General features: G+C 71.2%; 24 protein-coding genes. 13 read left to right on the top strand and 11 right to left on the bottom strand.

Annotated features, from left to right (window positions below):
- Positions 1-64 precede the first annotated feature (64 nt).
- The gene (locus ACFVYA_RS02570) at positions 65-1,159 is read right to left on the bottom strand and encodes a winged helix DNA-binding domain-containing protein (protein WP_387041512.1); all 1,095 of its coding nucleotides are present in this window, start codon (positions 1,157-1,159) and stop codon (positions 65-67) included.
- A gap of 80 nt (positions 1,160-1,239) precedes the next feature.
- On the opposite strand from ACFVYA_RS02570, the gene ACFVYA_RS02565 reads away from it, so the two are divergent.
- Positions 1,240-2,295: an AraC family transcriptional regulator gene (locus ACFVYA_RS02565; RefSeq protein ID WP_387041509.1), complete on the top strand. Its 1,056-nt coding sequence runs from the start codon at positions 1,240-1,242 to the stop codon at positions 2,293-2,295.
- Here ACFVYA_RS02565 and ACFVYA_RS02560 read toward each other — a convergent pair.
- Positions 2,216-2,887 (bottom strand): TetR/AcrR family transcriptional regulator, encoded by a 672-nt coding sequence (locus tag ACFVYA_RS02560; RefSeq protein WP_285988883.1) that lies wholly within the window; start codon positions 2,885-2,887, stop codon positions 2,216-2,218. The genes ACFVYA_RS02565 and ACFVYA_RS02560 overlap by 80 nt on opposite strands.
- A gap of 194 nt (positions 2,888-3,081) precedes the next feature.
- On the opposite strand from ACFVYA_RS02560, the gene ACFVYA_RS02555 reads away from it, so the two are divergent.
- Positions 3,082-3,393: a hypothetical protein gene (locus tag ACFVYA_RS02555; protein WP_285988884.1), complete on the top strand. Its 312-nt coding sequence runs from the start codon at positions 3,082-3,084 to the stop codon at positions 3,391-3,393.
- Between the two features lie 4 nt (positions 3,394-3,397).
- Here the strand turns inward: ACFVYA_RS02555 and ACFVYA_RS02550 are convergent, their stop codons facing one another.
- Genes ACFVYA_RS02550 through paaI form a run of 3 tightly spaced genes read right to left on the bottom strand, consistent with a single transcriptional unit; the run spans position 3,398 to position 5,678 of the window.
- Complete coding sequence (locus ACFVYA_RS02550; protein ID WP_285988885.1) at positions 3,398-3,991, bottom strand: TetR/AcrR family transcriptional regulator; 594 nt, start codon at positions 3,989-3,991, stop codon at positions 3,398-3,400.
- Positions 3,988-5,265 (bottom strand): phenylacetate--CoA ligase PaaK, encoded by a 1,278-nt coding sequence (paaK, locus tag ACFVYA_RS02545; protein WP_387041505.1) that lies wholly within the window; start codon positions 5,263-5,265, stop codon positions 3,988-3,990. The genes ACFVYA_RS02550 and paaK overlap by 4 nt, the downstream gene beginning before the upstream one ends.
- Positions 5,262-5,678, bottom strand: a complete 417-nt coding sequence (gene paaI, locus ACFVYA_RS02540) for a hydroxyphenylacetyl-CoA thioesterase PaaI (protein WP_285988887.1) — start codon at positions 5,676-5,678, stop codon at positions 5,262-5,264. Before paaI ends, paaK begins: the two co-directional genes overlap by 4 nt.
- A gap of 165 nt (positions 5,679-5,843) precedes the next feature.
- Here paaI and paaZ point away from each other — a divergent pair, with 165 nt between their 5' ends.
- From paaZ to paaE, 6 genes are all read left to right on the top strand, one after another.
- Entirely contained in the window at positions 5,844-7,874 is a 2,031-nt protein-coding gene (gene paaZ, locus ACFVYA_RS02535) for a phenylacetic acid degradation bifunctional protein PaaZ (protein WP_387041501.1), read from the top strand.
- Positions 7,871-8,809: a 1,2-phenylacetyl-CoA epoxidase subunit PaaA gene (paaA, locus tag ACFVYA_RS02530; RefSeq protein WP_387041498.1), complete on the top strand. Its 939-nt coding sequence runs from the start codon at positions 7,871-7,873 to the stop codon at positions 8,807-8,809. Before paaZ ends, paaA begins: the two co-directional genes overlap by 4 nt.
- Before the next feature lie 68 nt (positions 8,810-8,877).
- On the top strand, positions 8,878-9,162 hold the full coding sequence (gene paaB / locus ACFVYA_RS02525; protein WP_034284443.1) for a 1,2-phenylacetyl-CoA epoxidase subunit PaaB: 285 nt from the start codon (positions 8,878-8,880) through the stop codon (positions 9,160-9,162).
- Positions 9,159-10,016: a 1,2-phenylacetyl-CoA epoxidase subunit PaaC gene (gene paaC / locus ACFVYA_RS02520; protein WP_387041496.1), complete on the top strand. Its 858-nt coding sequence runs from the start codon at positions 9,159-9,161 to the stop codon at positions 10,014-10,016. Before paaB ends, paaC begins: the two co-directional genes overlap by 4 nt.
- Positions 10,010-10,498: a 1,2-phenylacetyl-CoA epoxidase subunit PaaD gene (paaD, locus tag ACFVYA_RS02515; RefSeq protein WP_387041493.1), complete on the top strand. Its 489-nt coding sequence runs from the start codon at positions 10,010-10,012 to the stop codon at positions 10,496-10,498. Before paaC ends, paaD begins: the two co-directional genes overlap by 7 nt.
- 1 nt (position 10,499) lies before the next feature.
- Positions 10,500-11,552: a 1,2-phenylacetyl-CoA epoxidase subunit PaaE gene (gene paaE / locus ACFVYA_RS02510; protein WP_387041490.1), complete on the top strand. Its 1,053-nt coding sequence runs from the start codon at positions 10,500-10,502 to the stop codon at positions 11,550-11,552.
- On the opposite strand, the gene ACFVYA_RS02505 is transcribed toward paaE, so the two are convergent.
- The 4 genes from ACFVYA_RS02505 to ccrA all read right to left on the bottom strand — a co-directional run bounded on the left by ACFVYA_RS02505 (position 11,553) and on the right by ccrA (position 15,958).
- Positions 11,553-12,677 (bottom strand): adenylate/guanylate cyclase domain-containing protein, encoded by a 1,125-nt coding sequence (locus ACFVYA_RS02505; protein WP_285988893.1) that lies wholly within the window; start codon positions 12,675-12,677, stop codon positions 11,553-11,555. It lies immediately after the preceding gene.
- Between the two features lies 1 nt (position 12,678).
- Positions 12,679-13,131, bottom strand: a complete 453-nt coding sequence (locus tag ACFVYA_RS02500; RefSeq protein ID WP_285988894.1) for a universal stress protein — start codon at positions 13,129-13,131, stop codon at positions 12,679-12,681.
- A gap of 93 nt (positions 13,132-13,224) precedes the next feature.
- Positions 13,225-14,433 carry a chromosome segregation protein gene (locus tag ACFVYA_RS02495; protein ID WP_387041594.1) on the bottom strand — a complete coding sequence of 403 codons (1,209 nt, stop codon included), beginning with the start codon at positions 14,431-14,433 and terminating at the stop codon, positions 13,225-13,227.
- A 184-nt stretch (positions 14,434-14,617) separates the two neighbouring features.
- Positions 14,618-15,958, bottom strand: a complete 1,341-nt coding sequence (gene ccrA / locus ACFVYA_RS02490; protein ID WP_387041487.1) for a crotonyl-CoA carboxylase/reductase — start codon at positions 15,956-15,958, stop codon at positions 14,618-14,620.
- Between the two features lie 199 nt (positions 15,959-16,157).
- On the opposite strand from ccrA, the gene ACFVYA_RS02485 reads away from it, so the two are divergent.
- Both ACFVYA_RS02485 and ACFVYA_RS02480 read left to right on the top strand, forming a co-directional pair.
- Positions 16,158-16,526: an SPW repeat protein gene (locus ACFVYA_RS02485; protein WP_071831581.1), complete on the top strand. Its 369-nt coding sequence runs from the start codon at positions 16,158-16,160 to the stop codon at positions 16,524-16,526.
- A 16-nt stretch (positions 16,527-16,542) separates the two neighbouring features.
- The gene (locus tag ACFVYA_RS02480) at positions 16,543-17,115 is read left to right on the top strand and encodes a TetR/AcrR family transcriptional regulator (protein WP_285988896.1); all 573 of its coding nucleotides are present in this window, start codon (positions 16,543-16,545) and stop codon (positions 17,113-17,115) included.
- Between the two features lie 547 nt (positions 17,116-17,662).
- Here ACFVYA_RS02480 and mce read toward each other — a convergent pair.
- Positions 17,663-18,118, bottom strand: coding sequence for a methylmalonyl-CoA epimerase (mce, locus tag ACFVYA_RS02475; protein ID WP_285988897.1), 456 nt, complete (start codon positions 18,116-18,118; stop codon positions 17,663-17,665).
- A 137-nt stretch (positions 18,119-18,255) separates the two neighbouring features.
- Here mce and ACFVYA_RS02470 point away from each other — a divergent pair, with 137 nt between their 5' ends.
- A complete protein-coding gene (locus ACFVYA_RS02470) occupies positions 18,256-19,443 on the top strand; it encodes an acetyl-CoA C-acetyltransferase (RefSeq protein WP_387041482.1) in 1,188 nt (395 codons plus the stop codon).
- Entirely contained in the window at positions 19,444-20,409 is a 966-nt protein-coding gene (meaB, locus tag ACFVYA_RS02465) for a methylmalonyl Co-A mutase-associated GTPase MeaB (RefSeq protein WP_387041480.1), read from the top strand.
- Here meaB and ACFVYA_RS02460 read toward each other — a convergent pair.
- The gene (locus ACFVYA_RS02460) at positions 20,390-21,070 is read right to left on the bottom strand and encodes a TetR/AcrR family transcriptional regulator (protein ID WP_387041477.1); all 681 of its coding nucleotides are present in this window, start codon (positions 21,068-21,070) and stop codon (positions 20,390-20,392) included. The genes meaB and ACFVYA_RS02460 overlap by 20 nt on opposite strands.
- A 98-nt stretch (positions 21,071-21,168) precedes the next feature.
- Here ACFVYA_RS02460 and ACFVYA_RS02455 point away from each other — a divergent pair, with 98 nt between their 5' ends.
- Positions 21,169-22,602 carry an MFS transporter gene (locus tag ACFVYA_RS02455; RefSeq protein ID WP_387041474.1) on the top strand — a complete coding sequence of 478 codons (1,434 nt, stop codon included), beginning with the start codon at positions 21,169-21,171 and terminating at the stop codon, positions 22,600-22,602.
- Positions 22,603-22,830 lie beyond the last annotated feature (228 nt).

Here is a 22,830-nt window from a genome sequence, read left to right as displayed (position 1 = left end):
CTACGGACTCCGGGCCTGTGACAACAGGCCACGAACGGTCACTCAATCGGGATTTCCGGCCAGCTCACTCCCGGGGCAGGACGCGCACGTCGTGCGTCTCCGCGGCCGCCTCGGCCCACTTCACCAGTTCTGCCGCCGACTTCTCCAACGCCGCCAGAGCCCGCTTCGCCAGCTTCTCGAACGGTGACAGCTCGATCACCGCGGCTTTGCGCGACGCCTTGATCTCCCAGAAGCCGCACACCTGGCCGTCGACCAGCAGCGTGCCCTTGACCAGGCCGTTGTGCGAGATCACGCGCTTGCGGTAGGCGTCCGAGATCACCCGGGTCCGGTCCGCGTACGACAGGATCATCTGGTCGAACGGTCCCAGCAGCCGCGGCGGGGCCGGGACGTCCTCGCCGGGCAGCGTCAGCTCCGGCAGGTCCAGCAGCTCGCGGCCGTCCGGGTCGCGGTAGCGGCGCAAGTCCATCGAAGCGGCCACTTCACCCAGGCGCGTGATGCCCGCCCACGTCTGCACGTCCGCCACGGTGGCCGGGCCGAACGCGCGCAAGTACCGCGAAATCAGCGAAGCGGGCGAAGGCGGCGACAGGGGAGCGCCCACCCACTCGTCCAGGCACGCGTACGTCGTCTGCCCGGCCTTGCCCCAGATCGCGCGGGGCGGGGTCTGCACCAGCGGCAGCCGGCCCCGGGCCAGGTGGGTCAGGGAGGCCGCCGGGACGTCCCAGGTCCGCGCCAGCTCGGCACCCAGCGCCGTGCCCGGCATCGGCCCGTGGAGGAGCAGCTTCCGCGCGGCCTCGCTGATGAGATCGTGGTCGAGCCCGGCCAGCTCGCGGGCGTGCAGGGCGTTCTGCTTCAGGTCGCGGTCGTACAGCACCTGCACCACCGGCCGCCACGCCAGCGCGTCCGCCGCGGTCACCAGGTGGACGGTGCCGCGCATCAGCGCGATCCGCACCACGCGCCGGCTCTCGAGCAGCTCCGCCAGTTCCGCGGGCTGGAACCCCTCCACCCGCGACCACAACCCGAAGTACGGCGGGAACGGCGCCTGCGCCTGGAGCCCGGCCAGGTGCGCCACCGCGTCGAAGGCGGACATCTTCGCCCGGCGCAGCAGCAGCTGGCGCTCCAGCGTGGCGCGGTTCACGGCTCGGCGGCTCAAGGTCTCCACGTCGTCACCCTAACGATCATCCAGGACAGTTCCGGTCCTCGATTGGACACGTTCTCCGGTCGTGATCCAGAATTCCGGCCATGGCCGAGCTCGCCGCGCCCGCCGTCGGGGACTGGGACTTCCCGCGCGGCACCGCGAGCATCGAGCTGATGACCCGGTTCGCGGCGGAACGGGGCGTGCCGGCCGAACGGCTGCTCGCCGCGACCACGCTGACGCCGGAACTGCTCGCCGACCCGGCCGTCCAGGTCGACGCCCGCCAGGAGCTGGCCGTCGTCCGGGCGCTGGCCGGCCTGGACGGCTCGGACGCGACGGCGCTGGAGCTGGGCCGCCGCTACCGCGTCACCACCTTCGGCATCTTCGGCTTCGCCTGCATCAGCAGCCCGACGTTGCGCGACGCGATGCTCTTCGCCCTCCGCTACTTCGACCTGAGCTTCGCCTTCTGCATCCCGCACGTCGTCCTCGGCGCCGACCGGCTGACGCTGGAGCTCGACGACAGCCGCGTGCCCGCCGACGTCGCCCGCTTCCTCGTCCTGCGCGACCTGGCCGCGATCTTCGCCGTCATGCGCGACCTCCTGCCCGAGATCGCGCTGGACGAGCTGGCCTTCCGGCACGAAACGTCCACGCCGGAGGATTACCTGGCCGCGTTCGGCGTACCGCCGCGCTTCGGCGCCGACGGCTGCCGCGCGACCCTCGACCCGGCGTTGCTGAGCCGGCCGCTGCCGCAGGCCAACGACCAGACCGTGGCCCTGTGCGCCGCGCAGTGCGAAGCGCTCGTCGCCCGGCGCCGGCAGCGTTCGGGCATTTCGCAGCAGGTGCGGGAACGCCTGGTCCGGCTCGGCGGCGTCGACGCCGGAATGGACGAAATCGCCCGCCAGCTGACGCTCAGCACCCGCACCCTGCGCCGGCGCCTGACCGAAGCCGGCACGAGTTACCGGGCGCTGGTCGACGAGGTCCGCCAGACGCTCGCCGAAGAGCTCCTGGACACCGGCGTGCTGTCGGTCGAGGACGTCGCCTACCGGCTCGGGTACGCCGAAGCGTCGAGCTTCATCCACGCGTTCAAGCGCTGGACCGGGATGACACCGGCGGCGTTCGCCCGTCGCTTCCGCGCCGCTCGGCGAGGACCGCCGGGTAGGTGATCTTCAGCAGGTTGAGCAGCGAATCGGTGAGGAAGGTGCGCAGCGCCGCGCGGTCCAGCGTGCCGCGGATCAGCCACTCCCGCGACGCCGCGCGCAGCATCCCGCCGAACGACCGGATCATCGCCCGCAGCTCTTCGCGGCCTTCGGTCACGCCGGTCATCAGCGCGGCCTCCAGGACCCGGTCGGCGGCGATCTCGTCGGCCTCCAGCATGATCCGCTCGATCTCGGGGTCGCGCCCGGCCGACTCCGGCCCGATCACGGTCAGCCAGGCGTCGCGGTTGCGGTCCACGACTTCGATCCACCGTTCGACGCCGATCGCCAGCCGCTGCTCCATCGTGGTGTCCGGCAGCGCTTCGGTGACCGGCGCGGGCACGATCATCAGCTGCCGCACCACTTCCAGGTACAGCTCGCGCTTCCCGCCGAAGTAGTGGTTGATCAGCGGGCGCGCCACCCCGGCGGCCTCGGCGATGTCCGAAGTGGACACCGAGGCGTAGCTGCCCGCCCCGAACAGGTGCCGGGCGGCGGCGAGGATCTCCGCCCGCCGTTCGGCCGGTTCGAGCCGGCGGCGCCGGGGCCGGGTCCCACTGGTCATCCGCTCAGCCTCGCGGGGGATCGGCACGCTGTCAACAAGTAGTTGACCCATTGTCAAAAGAGTGACTCCGGTGGCGGGCCCGGGGTGTTTCGCGCCAACCTTTGTCGTTACGCAACCGGAACAACCCGCCGGTAACTCCGCGGCGCCCGGATGCGACGAGACGGCAGGGGGGCCCGGACCGGGGGTAGGAGCAGATGAACGACGAAGGCGCGCCGATCCGGCCGGCCGGGCGCTGGGTGAGCGTCCGCCTGCAGCATCGCCACGTCAGCTTCGACGAGGAATTCGAAGCGGACGAGCCGCTTCCGGACGGCGACTGCGCGGACGAAGCGTCCCTGTCGTACTCGGGCATCGTGATCTCCGGCTACGACCGGGGCGAGAAGGTGTCCGAGCGCTGGATCCCGCTGGGCATCGATCCGTCCGAAGCGGACGACGAGCGGCTCATCGGCCAGCTGCGCGAGGCGTTGCTGTGGCAGGCGGGCCGTCCACCGCAGATCGCGGAGGACTGACCCCTCACGACCCGGTGCGCAGGCCCTCGAAGGCCACCTTGCACACCGCGTCCGCGACCTCGGCCGCCGCCGACCCGCGCCGCGGCTTGTACCACTCGATCAGCGAGTTCACCATGCCGAACACCAGCCGCGCGGTCACCGCCGGGTCGACGTCCGGGCGGACGTCGCCTTCCGCTTCGGCCTGCTTCACCAGGTCCGTCACCAGCCGGTCGAATTCGCGCCGCCGCGCCAGCGCCGCCCGCTCCACCTTCGTGTTGCCGCGCACGCGCAGCAGCAACGTCACGAACGGCAGCCGGTCCGCCAGCACCAGCACGCTGCCGCGCACCAGGTGTTCCAGCCGGTCGATCGCCCGCCCGTCGAGCTGAGCCGTCGCCGAGGCCACCTCGAACAGCCCGTCCAGGGCCCGGTCCACCGCCAGCCGCAGCAGCTCCTCCTTGCTGGGCACGTGGTGGTAGATCGCCGACTTCGTGATGCCGAGCTTGCGGGAGAGGTCCTCCATGCTCGTGCCGTCGTAGCCGCGCTCGTTGAACAGCTTCACCGCCACCTGCAGCAGCGATTCGAGGTCGTAGCCGGGCCGCCCGCGCCGCGGGGCCGTCACGGCTTGTCCCGCTGGTCCACGATCCGCCGCATCTTGCCCATGGACCGCTCCAGGGTGTCCGGGTCGACGACGTCCACCGACACCGTCACGCCGACACCGTCCTTCACGCCGGTGACCAGCTCCGAAGCCGCGCGCGACCGGTCGTCGCCGGAAGCGTCGTGGCGGGCCTCGACCCGCACGGTCAGGTGGTCGAGCCGGCCGCGCGTGGACCGGACGAGCTGGAAGTGCGGGCTCAGCCCGGCCGTCCGCAGCACGATCTCCTCGATCTGGGTGGGGAAGACGTTGACCCCGCGCAGGATGATCAGGTCGTCGGTCCGGCCGGTCACCTTGGCCATCCGCCGGAAGGCCGGCCGTGCGGTGCCCGGGTTCAGCTCGGTCAGGTCGCGGGTGCGGTAGCGGATGATCGGCAGCGCCTGCTTGGTCAGGGACGTGAACACCAGCTCGCCGGTCTCGCCGCCGCCGAGGACCTCCTCGGAGTACGGGTCGATCACCTCGGGGTAGAAGTGGTCCTCCCAGATGTGCAGGCCGTCCTTCGTCTCGACGCACTCCTGCGCGACACCCGGGCCCATCACCTCCGACAGCCCGTAGATGTCGACGGCGTCGAGCGCGAACCGGTCTTCGATCTCGGTGCGCATCTGCTCGGTCCACGGTTCGGCGCCGAAGATGCCGACCTTCAGCGAGCTCGCCCGCGGGTCGACGCCCTGGCGCTCGAATTCGTCGAGCAGCGTCAGCATGTACGACGGCGTCACCATGATGACCTCGGGCCGGAAGTCGGTGATCAGCTGCACCTGCCGCGCGGTCATCCCGCCCGAGGCCGGGATCACCGTGCAGCCCAGCTTCTCGGCGCCGTAGTGCGCGCCGAGGCCGCCGGTGAACAGCCCGTAGCCGTAGGCGACGTGCACCTTGTGCCCCGGCCGCCCGCCGGCGGCGTGGATCGAGCGGGCCATCACCGTCGCCCAGGTGTCGATGTCCCGCTCGGTGTACCCGACGACGGTGGCCTTGCCGGTGGTGCCGCTGGAGGCGTGGATGCGCCGCACCTGGTCCTGCGGCACGGCGAACATCCCGAACGGGTAGTTCTCGCGCAGGTCCTGCTTGGTGGTGAACGGGAATTTCGCCAGATCGGCCAGTTCCGTGCAGTCATCCGGGTGGACGCCGGCTTCGTCGAACTTCCGCGTGTAGGCGGGCACGTTCGCGTAGGCGTGCCGGAGTGTCCACTGCAGACGTTCCAGCTGGAGGGCGGCCAGCTCGTCGGCGCCGATGTCCGTCTCGATCATGGTCGGTCCCGTTTCGCGGAGAGGACGCGGCTGCGGCCGCGGAATTCGGCGACGACCTCGGGCCCGGCGGGGGTCTCCCGGTGCACGGTGACGTCGTAGATGCCGTTGCGGCCGTAGCGGGTGCGCTCGGTGGCCGTGGCGACGAGGTGGTCACCCAGCCGGCCGGCCGCGACGAAGGAGATCTCCGCGCCCGCCGCGACCGTCACCGGGCCGTGGGTGTTGCAGGCGCAGGCGAACGCCGTGTCGGCCAGGAGGAAGACGTACCCGCCGTGGGCGATGTCGTGGCCGTTGACCATCGCGCGCGTGATCGTCATGGTCGCCACGGCCCGGCCTTCGCCCGCTTCGACGAGTTCGATGCCCAACGCGCGTGAGGCCTCGTCGGCGGCGAACATGGTGTGCGCGGCGTTGGTCATCTGCTCTCCGTCCCCACCGACCGAATGGACGGTCACCTCGCGGTGTCGCTCAGTAAAGGCAGTGGTCGGGGCCGTGTCAAGCGTCGAGGTCTTCCGATCTTCGAGTGCGGCGGCTACCATGCGATTAACTGAACGTCCGGTAGGTAATTCGGCGAGAGGGACCTGATGGCACTGCTGCGCAGCTACGTCTCCGGGAGCTGGCACACGGCGGCGGACGAAGGCGTCCCGCTGCACGACGCGGCCACGGGCGAGGAGGTCGCCCGGATCTCCTCGGCGGGTGTCGACTTCGCGGCCGCGCTGGCGTACGGCCGCACGGTCGGTGGCCCGGCGCTGCGCGAGCTGACGTTCCACCAGCGTGCGGCCCTGCTCAAGGCCCTGGCCTCGCACCTGCGCGAGCACCGCGAAGAGCTCTACGCACTCTCCGCTCGCACCGGCGCGACCCTGGGTGACTCGAAGTTCGACATCGACGGCGGCATCGGCGTCCTGTTCAGCTACGGCTCGAAGGGCAAGCGCGAGCTGCCGAACGACACCGTCTACGTCGAGGGCGCCGTCGAGCCGCTCTCGCGCGGGGGCACGTTCGTCGCCCAGCACATCGCGACCCCGCTGCGCGGCGTCGCCGTCCAGATCAACGCGTTCAACTTCCCGGTGTGGGGTCCGCTGGAGAAGTTCGCGCCCGCGTTCCTGGCCGGGGTCCCGAGCCTGGTGAAGCCGGCCAGCTCGACGGCCTACCTGACCGCGCGGCTGGTCGAGCTGATCATCGAGTCGGGGATCCTGCCCGAGGGGTCGCTGCAGTTCGTCGCCGGCAGCGTCGGCGACCTCCTGGACCACGTCACCGCGCAGGACCTGGTGTCCTTCACCGGCTCGGCGTCGACCGCCCAGAAGCTGCGGGCGCACCCGGTGATCATCCGCAACGCCGTCCGGTTCAACGCCGAGGCCGACTCGCTGAACTGCTCGATCCTCGGCCCGGACGCGGTGCGCGGGACGGCCGAGTTCGACCTCTTCGTCAAGCAGCTGACCACGGAGATGACGGTCAAGGCCGGCCAGAAGTGCACCGCGATCCGCCGCGCGTTCGTCCCCGCCGCCTTGCTGGACGACGTCGCCGAGGCCGCTTCCGCGCGGCTCGCGAAGGTGACCGTCGGCAACCCCACGGCCGAAGGCGTCCGGATGGGCGCGCTGGCCAGCCTGGAGCAGCGCGAGGAGGTCCGGCGGTCGCTGAAGGCGCTGCTGGACGCCGGGAGCGTCGTGTTCGGCGACCCCGAGCGCGTCGAGGTCGTGGACGCCGACGCCGAGCGCGGCGCCTTCATCTCGCCGGTGCTGCTCAAGGCCGACCCGGAACGAACCGAGCCGCACGAGGTCGAGGCGTTCGGCCCGGTCTCGACGCTGATGCCGTACACGTCCACCGAACAGGTCGTCGACTTCGCCGCGCGCGGCGGCGGCAGCCTCGCCGGGTCGATCGTCAGCGCGGACAAGGAGTTCGTCCGCGAGGTCGTCCTGGGCGCGGCGCCGTTCCACGGCCGGCTGCTGGTGCTCGACGCCGAGGACGCGAAGGAGTCCACCGGGCACGGCTCGCCGATGCCGCAGCTGGTCCACGGCGGCCCGGGCCGCGCGGGCGGCGGCGAGGAAATGGGCGGCATCCGCGGGGTCCTGCACCACATGCAGCGCACCGCCGTGCAGGGTTCGCCCGCCGTGCTCAGCGCCGTCACCGGCCGCTGGGTCACCGGCGCGCCGCGCACCGAAGGTGACGTCCACCCGTTCCGGAAGTCCCTGGCCGAGCTGAAGATCGGTGACTCCGTCGTCGCCGGGCCGCGCACGGTCACCCAGGAGGACGTCGACCACTTCGCCGAGTTCACCGGCGACACGTTCTACGCCCACACCGACCCCGAAGCGGCGGCCGCGAACCCGCTGTTCGGCGGGATCGTCGCGCACGGGTACCTGGTCGTCTCGTTTGCGGCAGGGTTGTTCGTCTCGCCCGAGCCGGGCCCGGTGCTGGCCAACTACGGCCTGGAGAACCTCCGCTTCCTCACCCCGGTCAAGGTCGGCGACTCGCTGACGGTGACGCTGACCGCGAAGCAGATCACCCCGCGGATCGACCAGGAGTACGGCGAGGTCCGCTGGGACGCCGACGTCACCAACGCCGACGGCGAGTCCGTGGCCAAGTACGACGTCCTGACGCTGGTTTCGAAGGAGCAGCCGTGACCGCCGTAGCCGAACCCGCTCTCGAAGCGCACTTCGAGCACACGATCGAGCGCGATCAGCGCATCGAGCCGCGCGACTGGGTGCCCGAGGGCTACCGCAAGACGATGATCCGGCAGATCGCGCAGCACGCGCACTCGGAGATCATCGGCATGCAGCCCGAAGGCAACTGGATCACCCGGGCGCCGTCGCTGCGGCGCAAGGCGATCCTGCTGGCCAAGGTGCAGGACGAGGCCGGCCACGGCCTCTACCTGTACTCGGCGGCGGCGACGCTGGGCGCGGACCGCGCGGACCTGACCGACAAGCTGATCACCGGACGGCAGAAGTACTCGTCGATCTTCAACTACCCGACGCTGACCTTCGCCGACGTCGGCGTGATCGGCTGGCTGGTCGACGGCGCGGCGATCTGCAACCAGGTGCCGCTGTGCCGGTCGTCGTACGGGCCGTACGCGCGGGCGATGATCCGGATCTGCAAGGAGGAGTCCTTCCACCAGCGGCAGGGCTACGAGCTGCTGATGACCATGATGAAGGGCACCGAGCAGCAGCGGGAAATGGTCCAGGAGGCCGTCAACCGCTGGTGGTGGCCGTCGCTGATGATGTTCGGCCCGCCGGACGCCGATTCGCCGAACACCGCGCAGTCGATGGCGTGGAAGATCAAGCGCCACACGAACGACGAGCTGCGGCAGCGGTTCGTGGACATGTCGGTGCCGCAGGCCGAAGCCCTCGGCGTCACGTTCCCGGACCCTGCTCTGAAGTGGAATGCCGAGCGCGGGCACTACGACTTCGGCGCGGTGGACTGGGACGAGTTCAAGAACGTGCTGAAGGGCAACGGGCCCTGCAACGCTTCGCGGATCGCGCACCGGCGCCGCGCCCACGAAGACGGTGCTTGGGTGCGGGAAGCCGCCGTCGCGCACGCCGGGAAGAAGGAGCACAAGTGACCGACCTGACGGCCGAAGGCGGCCACGGCGCCGTCCCCCTGGAAGGCGTCCCCGCGGCTCCGGGCCCGATCAAGCACGACTGGCCGTTGTACGAGGTGTTCGTCCGCGGCAAGCGCGGCCTGAACCACGTGCACGTCGGGTCGCTGCACGCGGCCGACGACCGGATGGCGCTGCACCACGCGCGCGACCTCTACACGCGCCGCAACGAAGGCGTGTCCATCTGGGTCGTGCGCGCGGCGGACATCACGGCGTCGTCGCCCGACGAGAAGGACCCGTTCTTCGCGCCCAGCGGCGACAAGGTGTACCGGCACCCGACGTTCTACGACATCCCCGAGGATGTGCCGCACATATGAGTTTCGACAACGTGTACGAGGCCATCACCGAGGAGAACGACGCCCGCTGGGCGTTCGGCACCGGCTTCGACGACCCACTGTCCGGAGTGGACACTTCGGTGCCGTCCGGGGTGGACGCCGGGCGGCTGGCCGCGTACTGCCTGATGCTGGGTGACGACGCGCTGATCTTCTCCCACCGGCTGCAGGAGTGGTGCACCAACGCGCCCGAGCTGGAGGACGAGGTCGCCATCGCCAACATCGCCCTGGACCTGCTGGGCCAGGCGCGGTTGCTGCTGGCGCGGGCCGGGAAGGCCGACGGCTCCGGCCGTTCGGAGGACTCGCTTGCCTTCCTCCGTGCGGAGAACGAGTTCCGCAACGTCCGGCTCGCGGAGCTGGGCGGCGGCCACTTCGGGCACCTGATCGCACGCCTGTTCGTGTTCTCGACGTGGCGGCTGGCGCTGTTCCAGCGGCTCGAGTCGTCGGCGGACCCCGTGCTGGCGGCGATCGCGGACAAGGGCGTCAAGGAACTGACCTACCACCGCGACTACGCGGCGCAGTGGCTGGTCCGCCTCGGCGACGGGACGCCGTTGTCGCACTCGCGGATGCAGGAGGGCCTGGACGAGGTCTGGCCGTACGTGGGGGAGCTGTTCCGCGCGCACCCCACCGAGTTCGTGGACGCGGCTTCCCTGCGGCCGGAGTTCGATCTTGTCGTCGACCAGGCTTTGTCCGCGGCGACTTTGGTGCGGCCGTCTGCCGGCGAGCTTGCCGGTGTCTCGGGCCGGACGGGCCGCGACGGCGTCCACACCGAGCAGATGGGGTTCCTGCTGGCGGAGCTGCAGAGCGTGGCCCGGGCGATGCCGGACGCTCGATGGTGACCGCCGAGGCCGTGGCCGCCACGGTCACCGACCCCGAGCTGCCGATGCTGACCCTGGCGGACCTGGGCGTCCTGCGCTCGGTGTCCGAGTCCGAAGGGCGCGTGGTCGTCGCGATCACGCCGACGTACACGGGCTGCCCGGCGATGGACACCATGCGCGACGACCTGGAGCACGCGCTGGTTTCGGCGGGCTTCGAGGACGTCGAGATCCGGACGCAGCTGTCACCGGCGTGGACGTCGGATTGGATTTCGCCGTCGGGGCGGGAGAAACTGGCCGCGGCCGGGATCGCCCCGCCGGGTGCGGCACCGCGGCGATCGGGCCCGATCCCGCTGACGCTGTCGGCGCCGGTGACGCGAGTCCGCTGCCCGCACTGCGGTTCCCCGGACACCGAAGAGCAGTCCCGGTTCGGCGCGACGGCGTGCAAGGCACTGCGGCGCTGCCGCGCGTGCCTCGAGCCGTTCGAACACGTCAAGGAGATCTGAGGTGGCACGGTTCCACGAGTTGACGGTGGCCGGGGTCGAGCGGCTGTGCGACGACGCGGTCGCGGTGACGTTCGACGTGCCTTCGTCGCTGGCGTCCGAGTACGCCTTCAAGGCCGGCCAGTCCTTGACGTTGCGGCGCTCGATCGACGGGCGCGACGAGCGCCGGTCGTACTCGATCTGCGCCCCGGCGGGCGCGCTACCGCGGGTGGGCGTCCGCCTGGTCCCGGACGGCTTTTTCTCGTCGTGGCTGGTGAACGAAGTCCGCCCGGGCGACACGATCGAGGTGGCCCCGCCGACGGGTTCGTTCACCCCGGACCTCTCGGAGGGCGGCCACCACGTCCTGATCGCGGCGGGCTCGGGCATCACGCCGGTGCTGTCGATCGTGTCCTCGCTGCTGCGCTCGTCGACGGCAACGGTGACGGTGCTGTACGGAAACCGCCGCACGGACACGGTGATGTTCGCGGACGAGCTGGCGGACCTGAAGGACAGCGCGCCTTCGCGGCTCGAGCTGATCCACGTGCTGTCGCGCGAGCCCCGCGAGGCGGAGCTGTTCACGGGCCGCCTGGACGTCCCGAAGCTGCGCACGCTGTTCTCTTCGCTGGTGCCGGTGTCGTCCGTGGACCACTGGTGGCTGTGCGGCCCGTTCGAGATGGTGTCGGGAGCACAGGAGCTGCTGGCGTCGCTGGACGTGCCGCGGGAGCGCATCCACCAGGAGCTGTTCTACGTGGACACCCCGCCGGCCCCGGTGGAACACCTCGACCCGGCGGTGGCGGGCGAGTCGTCCGAGGTATCGGTGATCCTGGACGGCCGGTCGACCCCGATGACGTTGCCGCGCTCGTCATCGGTGCTCGACGGGGCGCAGAAGTTCCGCCCGGACCTGCCGTTCGCCTGCAAGGGCGGGGTGTGCGGGACGTGCCGCGCACGCGTGACGGAGGGAAAGGTGGACCTGCGGCGCAACTTCGCGCTGGAGGAGGCGGAGATCGCGGCGGGGTTCGTGCTGACGTGCCAGTCGTACCCGGTCTCGGAGACGCTCACGGTGGACTTCGACGCCTGATCAGAGCTTGCGGCGCCGCCGGCGGCGGGGCCTCGGCTCCGGGATCTCCGTCACCTGGTCCTCCGGCTGCGGGCCGCGCTCCTCCGGCCCCGCCAGGCCCAGCATCTCCGCCGCCAGTTGCTGGGAACTGGCGAACATCCCCGTCGGGGCTTCGCTCGCCCGGCGCAGCGCGGCCGGGCGGAGGCGGTTGTAGCCCCGGACCGTCACCGGCCTGCGGGCACGCAGCTCGTACGCCTTCTCCTCCGCCAGCTCCGCGGCCAGCTCGCGGTCGACCAGGATCGTGCCCGGACGGGCCACCGAGGTCAGGCGGGCCGCCAGGTTGACCACCGAGCCGTACACGTCGCCGAACCGCGACAGGATCCGGCCCGAGGCCATGCCCGCGCGGACCGCCGGCAACGTCTCGTCCGCCGAGGTGCGCTCGGTCAGCGTCAAGGCGATCTCCGCCGCGTCGACCGGGGCGTCCGCCACGAACAGGACCTCGTCGCCGATCATCTTCACCACCCGGCCGTGGTGCTCGGCGATCACCTCCGTCGCCACGGTCTCGAACGCGTCGAGGACCCGGCTCAGCTCGTCCTCGCCGATCTGGCGCGTCAGCCGCGTGTAGCCCACCATGTCGACGAACCCGACCACCTCGGTGCGGGTCTCCAGGTGCTCGTCCGAGGCCGCGAACGCCCGCCCCGCGTACGCCGCCAGGTGGCGGCGCCAGACGAAGTTCTGCACCCGCTCCAGCTCCGGCAGCAGCCCATCGACCAGGCGGGTCACCTGGCGTTCGCTGCGGCCCAGCTCCGGCTGCTGCTTGATCAGCTCCCAGAGCATGTCGACCTGCCACTCGGCCAGCCGCGACAGGTGCTGGCCGAGCGCGCGCGTCACCGAGACCTCGATGCTCGGATCGATCAGCCCCGACTGCACCAGCTGATCGGCGGTCCGCATCGCCTCGACGTCCGCGTCGGTGAAGACGACCTCGTCGTCGCGCACGGTCGCGAACCCCAGCGCGCGCCAGAGCCGGCGTGACCGCTCGTCGGGCACGCCGGCCTTCTCCGCCACTTCGAGCCGGGTGTACTTCCGCCTGCCGCCGAGCAGGACGCGTTCGAGCCGCTGCTGAAGCTCCTCGCTCGGATCGGTCACGTCAGGTCGTGTGGACGATGAGCACGTCCACGCCGGACTTGCGGGCCACCTCGGACGGCACCGAGCCCAGGATCCGGCCGGCGATCGTGTTCAGCCCGCGGTTGCCGACCACCAGCAGGTCGGCCTCGCGCTCGTGCACGACCTTGCGCAGCGAGTCGACCGGGTCGCCCTTCACCGCGACCGTGTCGATCTTCTCCGCACCCGCGCGCGTCGCCCGGTCCCGTGCCGACTGCAGCGTGTCCTCGGCCGGTGCCGAGCCGACGACCTGGTACGCCTCCTCGCCGAGGACGTCCTGGGCCTTGTCGACGTCGGACTTGCTGGCCGGGTAGTACGCACACGCGATGACGAGCGTGGCGCCCGCGTCGCCGGCCACCGCCGCCGCGCGGTCCACCGCCGCGAACGAGGACTCCGAGCCGTCCGTGCCCACCACCACGGTCCGATATGCCGCACCCATGCGCAAAACCTCCAGGTGATCCCGCGTGAGCAGGGACGATAGCCGGTCGGTACCGGCCGTGCAGGCTCGTCCGCGCCCGTGTCGGGTGGAAGGTTACTCGCCAGTCGCTTTCTGCGCTCCGCTTGCCCGGGGAGCCGGCTTCGCCGCCGGTTTGGAGGCGGGTTTCGGAGCCGGTTTGGCCGCGGGCTTGGCCCCGGGCTTCGGCTTCGGCACGTCGGAGACGCGGATCCGGATCGTCTCCTCGACGTCGGAGGCCCGGACCGTCTTCTCGGTGTCGTCCACGGCGTCCGGCTTCTCGTCCGTGACCAGGTCGGTCTTGACGTCGGCGGGCACCTTCACGTCGTCGCCGAGGACGGTGTGCGCCTCGGCCAGCACCGCCCGCGCCGCGCGCACCTGCTCGGCCAGCCCGCCGCGCACCTTGCGCAGCGCGTCGACCCGCTCGTTCGCCTGGGTGATCCGCCGGTTGGATTCCTCCGTGGCCGACGTCACGCGGCGCCGCGCCTCGTCGGCGGCCTCCGCGAGCCGGGCGTTGGCCTCGTTGATCGAGTCTTGGCGGCGCTTGTTCGCCTCCGCGACCGACTCCCGCTGGCGGCGGTCGATGTCCGCCTTCGCGGCCTTCTCCTCTTCGAGGACCTTCGCGCGGATGTCGGCGGCGTCCTGCGTGGCTTCCTGGACTCGCCGCGCGGCTTCGGCCTTGCTCGCCGCCTCCTGCTCGGCCAGCACCCGCATCGCCTCGGTGCGGCGCGAGGCCATCGCGATCTCGAAGTCCTCTTCGACCTTGGTGCGGCGGTCCGAGGACTCGGTGTCGAGGCGCTTGCGCTCCGCCTCGGCCTCGTCGGTGATCTTCTTGGCCTCCGCGCGGGCGTCCTCGAGCACCTTGCGGTGCTCCGCCTCCATCTCCTTGCGCCGCAGGTCGAGCTCGGTGAGCAGCTGCTCGTAGCGGGCGCGCATGGCGCTGGCGTCCGTCTCGGCCTTGGCCCGGATGTGCCCGGCCTCGGCTTCGGCGCGGGCGCGGGTGTCGGCGGATTCGTCCTGCGCCAGGCGCAACATGCGCTGCAGCCGTTCGGACAGGCCTTCGACGCTCGTCGGCGGCTGGGCGAGCCGGTCGACCTGCCCGCGCAGGTCCGCGATCTCGCCGCGCGCGATCTCCAGCTGGCGGGCGAGGTCGCCCGCCTGCGCGATGGCGGCGTCCCGATCCGCGGTGAGCATCTTCAGGTCGGCGTCCAGCCGTTCGAGGTGCTCGTCGACCTGCGCTCGGCTGTACCCGCGCTTCGCCACGTCGAAGCCGGCTCCCAGCGGCACAAGCTCCCGTTCATCGCCAAGGCTCATGGGGCCTACCGTAGCCGCAGCCGGGTCACGGAAGGGTGAGCACCCGGGCGGTGCGCCGAACGCGTCGTCTGCCGCGGTGAAAGGAACCGCCGGAATCGGGTGGTTTTCCGGGGGTTCCCGACGCCGGGAGCGGGGCCGCTCCCGGCGCGGAAGTGGTTCAGGCGCCGCGGAACGCGTTGATGCCGTCGAGGTGCTTCGCGCGCTTCTCTTCGTTTCGGACGCCGAGGCCTTCCTGCGGGGCGAGCGCGAGCACGCCGACCTTGCCCTGGTGGGCGTTGCGGTGCACGTCCAGCGCGGCCTGCCCGGTTTCCTCGAGCGAGTAGGTCTTCGACAGCGTCGGGTGGATCAGACCCTTCGCGATCAGCCGGTTCGCCTCCCACGACTCGCGGTAGTTCGCGAAGTGGGAGCCGATGATCCGCTTCAGGTTCATCCACAGGTAGCGGTTGTCGTACTGGTGCATGTACCCCGACGTCGAAGCGCACGTGACGATCGTGCCGCCCTTGCGTGCGGCGTAGACGGACGCGCCGAACGTCTCCCGGCCCGGGTGCTCGAAGACGATGTCCGGGTCCTCGCCGCCGGTCAGCTCGCGGATCCTCGCCCCGAAGCGCTGCCACTCCTTCGGGTCCTGCTCGGCGTCGTTCTTCCAGAACTTGTAGCCCTCGGCGCTGCGGTCGATGATCAGCTCGGCGCCGAGCTTCCGGCAGATCGCCGCCTTCTCGGGGCTGGACACGACGCACACGGGGATGGCGCCGCCGTTCAGGGCGTACTGCGTCGCGTAGGAGCCGAGGCCACCCGATGCGCCCCAGATCAGGACGACGTCGCCCTGCTTCATGTCGGCGCCGTTGCGCGAGACGAGCTGGCGGTAGGCGGTCGAGTTGACCAGACCGGGGGAGGCGGCCTCTTCCCAGGTCAGGTGGTCCGGCTTCGGCATCAGCTGGTTGGCCTTGACCAGCGCGATCTCGGCGAGGCCGCCGAAGTTGGTCTCGAAGCCCCAGATCCGCTGCTCGGTGTCGAGCATCGTGTCGTTGTGCCCGTCCGAGCTCTCGAGCTCGACGTTCAGGCAGTGCGCGACGACCTCGTCGCCCGGCTTCCAGTTGTGCACGCCGACGCCGGTCCGCAGCACGACGCCGGACAGGTCCGAGCCGACGACGTGGTACGGCAGGTCGTGCCGCTTGGCCAGCGGCGAGAGCTTCCCGTACTTCTTCAGGAACTTGAACGTCGGGATCGGTTCGAAGATCGACGTCCACACGGTGTTGTAGTTGATGGCGCTCGCCATCACCGCGACCAGCGCTTCACCGGGCCCGAGCTCCGGCACCGGGACGTCGTCGACGTGCAGTGATTTGCGGGGGTCCTTGTCCCGGCTCTCGAGGCCCTCGAACATGTCGACCTCGTCGGCGTGCACGGTCACCCCGCGGTAGCTCTCGGGGACGGGCAACGAGCCGACCGCGCCGAACTCGCCGGTCAGGATGGCCTGTTGGATCTCGCCGAGCTGCGTCATCGGTTCCTCCGCGGAGATGGGGGGCGTTGGCGGCAGAAATTACTCGCCGGTAACACGCGACCACAACTGTACGAGACGGACAGCACGATTACACGCCGAACCGTGCAGGGTCGGTCTTGACCGGTTGGCCAGTCAAGCGGATCATGGGTGCTGGGTACACCCACCCGACCAGCAGTTTCACCGACGGAGGTGAGCACGAATGAGTGAAGTCTCTACGCGCGCGTGGACCCGGCCCCATGACTGGGCCGAGGTCGTCATCGGGGTGGTCGCCGCTCTTTCACCCCTTTGGCTGAGCACGGACACGACCGCGATGTGGACGATGGTCGTCCTGGGCGCGCTGATCGCACTCGACGGCCTGGTTTCGCTGGCGATGCCGGGCATGGTCTACGGCGAAGGCATCCAGATCGCGCTCGGCGTGCTGCTCTTCATCGCGCCGTGGGTGATGGGGTACACGGAGTTCAACGGCGCATCCTGGACGTCCTGGATCGCCGGGGTGCTGACGGTCATCGCCGGCGCGGCAGCGATGCCGGTCGCGAACGCCGCGCACCGCACGGCCGGGCAGCACTGACGGAGGAGGCACGGGAATGACCGAGGATTCGGCGAAGGAGCGCATCCTGCGCGCCGCCGAGGCGCTCTTCGCCGAGTCCGGCTTCGACGCCACCCCGACCTCGCGCATAGCGGAGCAGGCGGGCGTGCCGAAGGGGCTGGTGCACTACTACTTCCGCCACAAGTCGGATTTGCTCACGGCGCTCGTCGCAAGGTTGCCCGACGAGCGCATCGAGCCGGCGGGGGTGGTGGTCCCGGGCGACCTGGCGGCCAGCCTGCGCCGCCTGGTCCGCGAACTGGACCACCGGTTCAGCAGATCGCTGGGGCTCTCCCACCTGTTGTGGCGCGAGGCCGACACCCACCACGTGGTCCGCGACGCGCTCCACGACCGCTTCCAGGTCTTGGTCCGCCAGGTCCGGGCGGTGATCATGGCGGCAACGGGCGGCGGGTTGCCATCGGCCGACGTGGACCGGGCCTCGGGCTTGCTGGCCCGCGCGGTGAGCCACCGCCACGCAACGGCCCGCCATTCGGAAGACGACCTCCCCGCGGAGTTCGACGGCGAGTTGACGTTCATCGCCGACGCCCTGGCGTCCAAGGCCGCCCCCGCTTAGCCCGGCTCGCTTCGGCGCGGGGCGCGCGGGCTTGGCTGGGGCGCGGGGCCGGGCTGGGCTCGGGCTCGGTGGGGCGAGCGGGTTTGGCCGGGCGCGGGCTGAACTGGGCTGGGGCCCGGGCTTGGGCTGGGCGCGTGGGTTTGGCTGGGTTGCGGGCTGAGCTGGGTTGGGGCCGCGGGTTTGGCTGGGTGGCGGGCAGAGCTGGGTTGGGCCGTGGGCTCGGGTGGGGCGCCCGGGCTCGGGCTGGGGCGCGCGGGCTTGGCCGGGTTGCGTCGGCTTGGCTGGGGGCGTGCCCCCTTGGCCGGCCGGGGTGCGCCTGGCTCGCCAAGCGCGTGCCTGTGCCAGAGGACTCTTGGCCGTCGGGCACGTGGGTGCTTAGGCGTGCCCGCGCCTACCCCGCCCCGCCAGCGGCCGGCGCTCGCCGGTGTATTCGCTGCCTGTCCGCCCGGCTCGGACCGGCCGCCCACCCGCCCGATTCTTGGCGTGGGCGCGCGGCTCGGCGCCGAACGGCCGGCGGAATGCTTGCGGCCGAACGGGTCGGTCGAGCTCAGTGCGCCGGTGCGTCCTTTGCCGGCTCCACCAGCTCCACCAGTACTCCGCCCGCGTCCTTCGGGTGGACGAAGTTCACCCGGCTGTTGGAGGTGCCCCTCTTCGCCGCCTCGTACAGCATGCGCAGGCCCTTTTCGCGCAGGGCCGCCGCCGCGGCGTCCACATCGGACACGCGGTAGGCCAGCTGCTGCAGCCCCGGGCCGCTCTTCGTCAGGAACTTGCCGATCGCCGAGTCTTCGCGCAGCGGGGCCAGCAGCTGGATCTGCGTCTCCGTGCCCGCCGTGCCCGGGGCGCGCAGCATCGCCTCGCGTACCCCCTGCTCCTCGTTCACCTCTTCGTGCGCGACCTCCAGGCCGAAGTGCGCGCGGTGGAACTCGATGGCCGCGTCCAGGTCCGGGACCGCGATGCCGACGTGGTCGATGGCCGTCACGAACGGCCGCAGGGCGTCATTCATGGACGCAGGATAGGGGGCTCGCGCGCCGCGGCGAGGCGGAATCGTCGCGTGCCCCGCCTCACACTGGCTCCATCAAGAAGCCCTGCTCCCGGGTATGGTCGGGAAAACTGCCCATGCGCCGATGCTTGGAGGACGCCGTGTCCGGTTCCGTGATCCTGGGTGCCGCCCGTACGCCGATCGGGCGCCTGCTGGGCTCCCTCAAGGACTTCACGGGCGCTCAGCTGGGCGGGGTCGCGATCAAGGCGGCCCTCGAGCGCGCCGGGGTTTCCCCGGACGCGGTCCAGTACACGATCATGGGCCAGGTGCTGACCGCCGGCGCTGGCCAGATCCCGGCCCGCCAGGCCGCGGTCGCCGCGGGCATCCCGATGAGCGTGCCCGCGCTGACGATCAACAAGGTCTGCCTCTCCGGCCTCGACGCCATCGCGCTCGCCGACCAGCTCATCCGCGCCGGCGAGTTCGACCTCGTCGTCGCCGGCGGCCAGGAGTCGATGACGCAGGCGCCGCACCTGCTGCCCAAGTCGCGCTCCGGCTTCAAGTACGGCGACACCACCCTCGTCGACCACATGGCCTACGACGGTCTCTTCTGCGCCTTCGACCAGGTCGCCATGGGCTCCTCGACGGAGAAGTACAACTCCCGCTACGGCGTCACCCGCGAGCAGCAGGACGCGTTCTCCGCCCGCTCCCACCAGCGCGCCGCCGAGGCGATCAAGAACGGCTACTTCGCCGACGAGATCGCGCCGGTCTCCATCCCGCAGCGCAAGGGCGACCCGGTCGTCTTCGACACCGACGAGGGCGTCCGCGCCGACACCACCGCCGAAGGCCTCGCCAAGCTGCGCCCCGCCTTCGCCTCCGACGGCACCATCACCGCGGGCTCGGCCTCGCAGATCTCCGACGGCGCCGCCGCGGTCATCGTGGCCAGCAAGGCGAAGGCCGAGGAGCTCGGCATCACGCCGCTCGCCGAAATCGGCGCGCACGGTGTCGTCGCCGGGCCCGACGCGAGCCTGCACGAGCAGCCGTCGAACGCCATCCGCGCCGCGCTGGCGAAGGCGAACCTGACCGCCGACGCGCTCGACCTCGTCGAGATCAACGAAGCCTTCGCCGCGGTCGGGCTCGTCTCGACCGAGAAGCTCGGCCTCGACCCGGAGAAGGTCAACGTCAACGGCGGCGCGATCGCCCTCGGCCACCCGATCGGCGCCTCCGGCGCCCGGCTCGCCGTGCACCTGATCCACGAACTGCGCCGCCGCGGCGGCGGGCTGGGCGCGGCCGCGCTGTGCGGTGGCGGCGGCCAGGGCGACGCCCTCCTGCTGCGGGTGCCGTCCGCGTAAGTGGCCGGCCCACTCGACCTCGACGACCTCGTCGGCCGCGCGCGGGACGGGCAACCCCGCGCCGTCGCGCGGCTGCTGTCGCTCGTCGAGGACGCCCACCCCCGCGTCGCGGAGATCGCGCGGGCGCTGACCCCGCACACCGGGCGGGCCCGGGTCGTCGGGCTCACCGGACCGCCCGGCGTCGGCAAGTCGACTTCGACGTCGGCGCTGCTCACCGCGTTGCGCGCGGAAGGCAAGCGAGTCGGGGTCCTCGCCATCGACCCGTCATCGCCGTTTTCGGGCGGGGCGCTGCTCGGCGACCGGATCCGGATGACCGAGCACGCCACCGACCCCGGCGTGTTCATCCGCTCGATGGCCACGCGCGGGCACCTCGGCGGGCTCTCGTGGGCGACCCCCCAAGCGGTGCGCGTGCTGGACGCGGCCGGCTTCGACGTCGTGCTGATCGAGACCGTCGGCGTCGGACAGTCCGAAGTGGACGTCGTGAAACTGGCCGACACCACGGTGGTGCTGCTCGCCCCGGGCATGGGCGACGGCATCCAGGCCGCGAAGGCCGGCGTGCTGGAGATCGCCGACGTCTTCGTGGTCAACAAGGCAGACCGCGAAGGCGCCGACGCCACGGTGCACGACCTCAAGCAGATGATTTCGCTGGCCCGGCGGGAGATCCGCGGACCGAGCTGGCGCCAGCCGATCGTGCGGACGGTGGCGGCGAAGGGCGAGGGAGTGGACGAGGTCGTGCAAGCACTGGCCGCGCACCACGCCTGGCTGGTCGAGCACGACGAGCTGGCCCGGCGCCGGGTCGCCAGGGCGCGCGACGAGGTCGAGGCCATCGCCCTCCGGCGGTTGCGGGCCGAGCTCGTCGACCTGCGCGGCGGGGGACGGCTCGCCGGGGTCGCCGAGCGGGTCGTGGCGCGCGAGCTCGATCCGTTCGCCGCGGCCGACGAACTGATCACGGACTTGCGGAGCTAGCGCCGGCGTCCGGCGGTGCGCTTCGTCCTTTGGCCGAGTAGTAGGCGAGGAACATGTCCACGCCACGGCCGATGAGGTCGTCGGTGCGCTTCTCTCCGATCTGCTCGCCGTACGCGGCGTGGGTGAAGTGGGGGTAGAGGACGAGGGCGTAGAGCTGGATCAGTGCCAGCTCGATGTCGGGGATGTCGAGCTCGCCGGCCTCGATCCGCTTGCGGAACTCCTGGGTCAGGATGGCGGACGTCAGGTCCGGGCCGTGGGCTTTCCACGCCTGGCCGAGCTCGGGGAACCGCTGTGCTTCGCTCGCGACGAGCGCGCGCAGCGCGAGCACCTGCGGCTGCGCCATCCCGGCCACCCATCCCCGCGCTGTCTGCACGAGGATTTCCCGGATGTCCTCGGATTCGGCCAGGCTCTGCTCGAGAGCCGACGTCGACTGCTGGAGTGCCTCCTTGAGGGCGTCGTGGATGACGGCGTGGAACAACTCGTTCTTGCTGCCGAAGTGGTTGTAGATCGTCACCTTCGACACGTCGGCCCGATGCGCGATGACGTCGATCCCGGCTTCGAAACCGCGAGCGAGGAAAACCTCGCGCGCGGCCTCCACGATCGCCCGGCGCTTGAGGTCGGCGCGCTCGCCGGTGGGCGTGCGCCGTCGCGTGTCCGTCATGCACGCAGCATACCGGCCACCTGAACTGAACTGTTGAGTTCATATGAACTGAGGCGTACAGTTCAGCGTCGTCCAGTGGCGACGATCGGGAGGCATTCATGCTGTTCGAACCGAGGCTGACCTCCGTGGAGTCGGCGGTGGTGCGCCACGGCCGCCGCGGCGCGCTGCTGGCGTTGCTGGCGTTCGCGATGCTGATCGTTTCCCTCGACCAGTACATCGTCGTGGTCGCGTTGCCCGAGATCGGCCGGGACCTGGGGTACTCGGCCCAGACCCTCCAGACGGTGATCAGCACGTACGCGATCGCCTCCAGCGGGTTCCTGCTGTTCGGCGGGCGGGCCGCGGACCTGCTCGGCCGGCGCCGGATGCTGGTGGCCGGGCTGGCGCTTTACGCGGTCGCTTCGGTGATCGGGGGACTGGCCACGGTGCCGCTGTGGCAGCTCGCCGGCCGCGCGCTTCAGGGCCTGGGCGGCGCGCTGGTCTTTCCCAGCACCCTGGCCATCATCAACACGACCTTCGCCGAGGGACGCGACCGCAACCGCGCGCTGAGCGTGTGGGGCGGAGCCGGGGCCGCCGGCTTGGTCATCGGCGTGCTGCTGGGAGGCGTGCTCACGCAGGGTCTCGGGTGGCGGGCGGTGTTCTTCGTCAACGTTCCGCTGGCCGGTTTCGCGATCGTACCGGCGTTCGCGCTCATCGCCGCCGACCGGCGGCCCGAGGTGCGACGGCGATTCGACCTGGCCGGCACGCTCAGCGTCACCGGCGCGGTGACCTCGCTGGCGTTCGCGCTGGTCCGTGGGCCCGATGCGGGGTGGGGTTCGCCCGGAATCGTGGCCGCCCTGGCCGTGGGAGCCTTGCTGCTCGGGGCCTTCGCGGTGATCGAGCGGCACAGCGCGGACCCGCTGCTGCCCCGCGGCCTGCTGCGCACCCCGGGCCTCGTTCTGGCCTTGGTGGTCGCGTTCATGTTCACGGCCACCTTCGGATCGCTGCTGTACTTCGTGTCCATCTACTTCCAGGACGTGTGGGGCTACCACGCCCTGGCCACCGGGCTCGGGTTCCTGCTGCCGACCGCGGTCGTGGTCACCGGCTCGGTGCTGGCCGGCTCCGTCGTGACCCGGATCGGGATGCGGCGCACCCTGCTCGGCGCGCTCGCCACTGGCGCCGTCGGCACGTGCTTGCTCGGGTTCGCGCTCACGCCGGACGGCTCGTACGCCGGGCTGGTGCCCGGTCTGATCGCGGTCAGCATCGGCGACGGGATGGTCTTCACGGCCATGTACATCGCCGCGGCGACGGGGGTGCCCGCCCACCGGCAGGGTGTCGCCTCGGGGATCGTCACCACCGGTTCCGGTGTGGGCGCGGCGGCCGGGCTCGCGGTGCTCGTCCTCATCGCCAACACCACGGCCGGCGCTCGCGGGCTGGACGACGAGGTGCTGCGGATCGCGACCGCCAGCGGGATCCGGGCGGCGGTGTTCGCCATCGCCGCGGGAATCGTGCTGACCTTCCTGATCGCGCTGGCGTCTTTCCGGCGCGGCTCTTGACCGGTCGTGGCCGGGGCGTTCGCTCACCGCTTTCCGTTGCCGCGGCGCGACGACCGCGGCGTCCGGTGTCCTCCGGCCGGCCCCCGGTACGGCGCGCAGGAACCGCAGGACCGCCTGCAGAAGCTGCCGGATTCCTGCTGTGCCAACGGTTCTCGTCACTTCGTGCTCCTTTCGCCGGGCGGCGCTTTGCCGCGTGCTGACCATCGTGCGCCGGGGGTCCGACAATTT

Source organism: Amycolatopsis sp. NPDC058278, from assembly GCF_042881395.1.
GTDB lineage: Bacteria > Actinomycetota > Actinomycetes > Mycobacteriales > Pseudonocardiaceae > Amycolatopsis.
The sequence above is the reverse complement of the archived record's forward strand: the minus strand, read 5'-3'. Positions and strand labels throughout refer to the sequence as shown.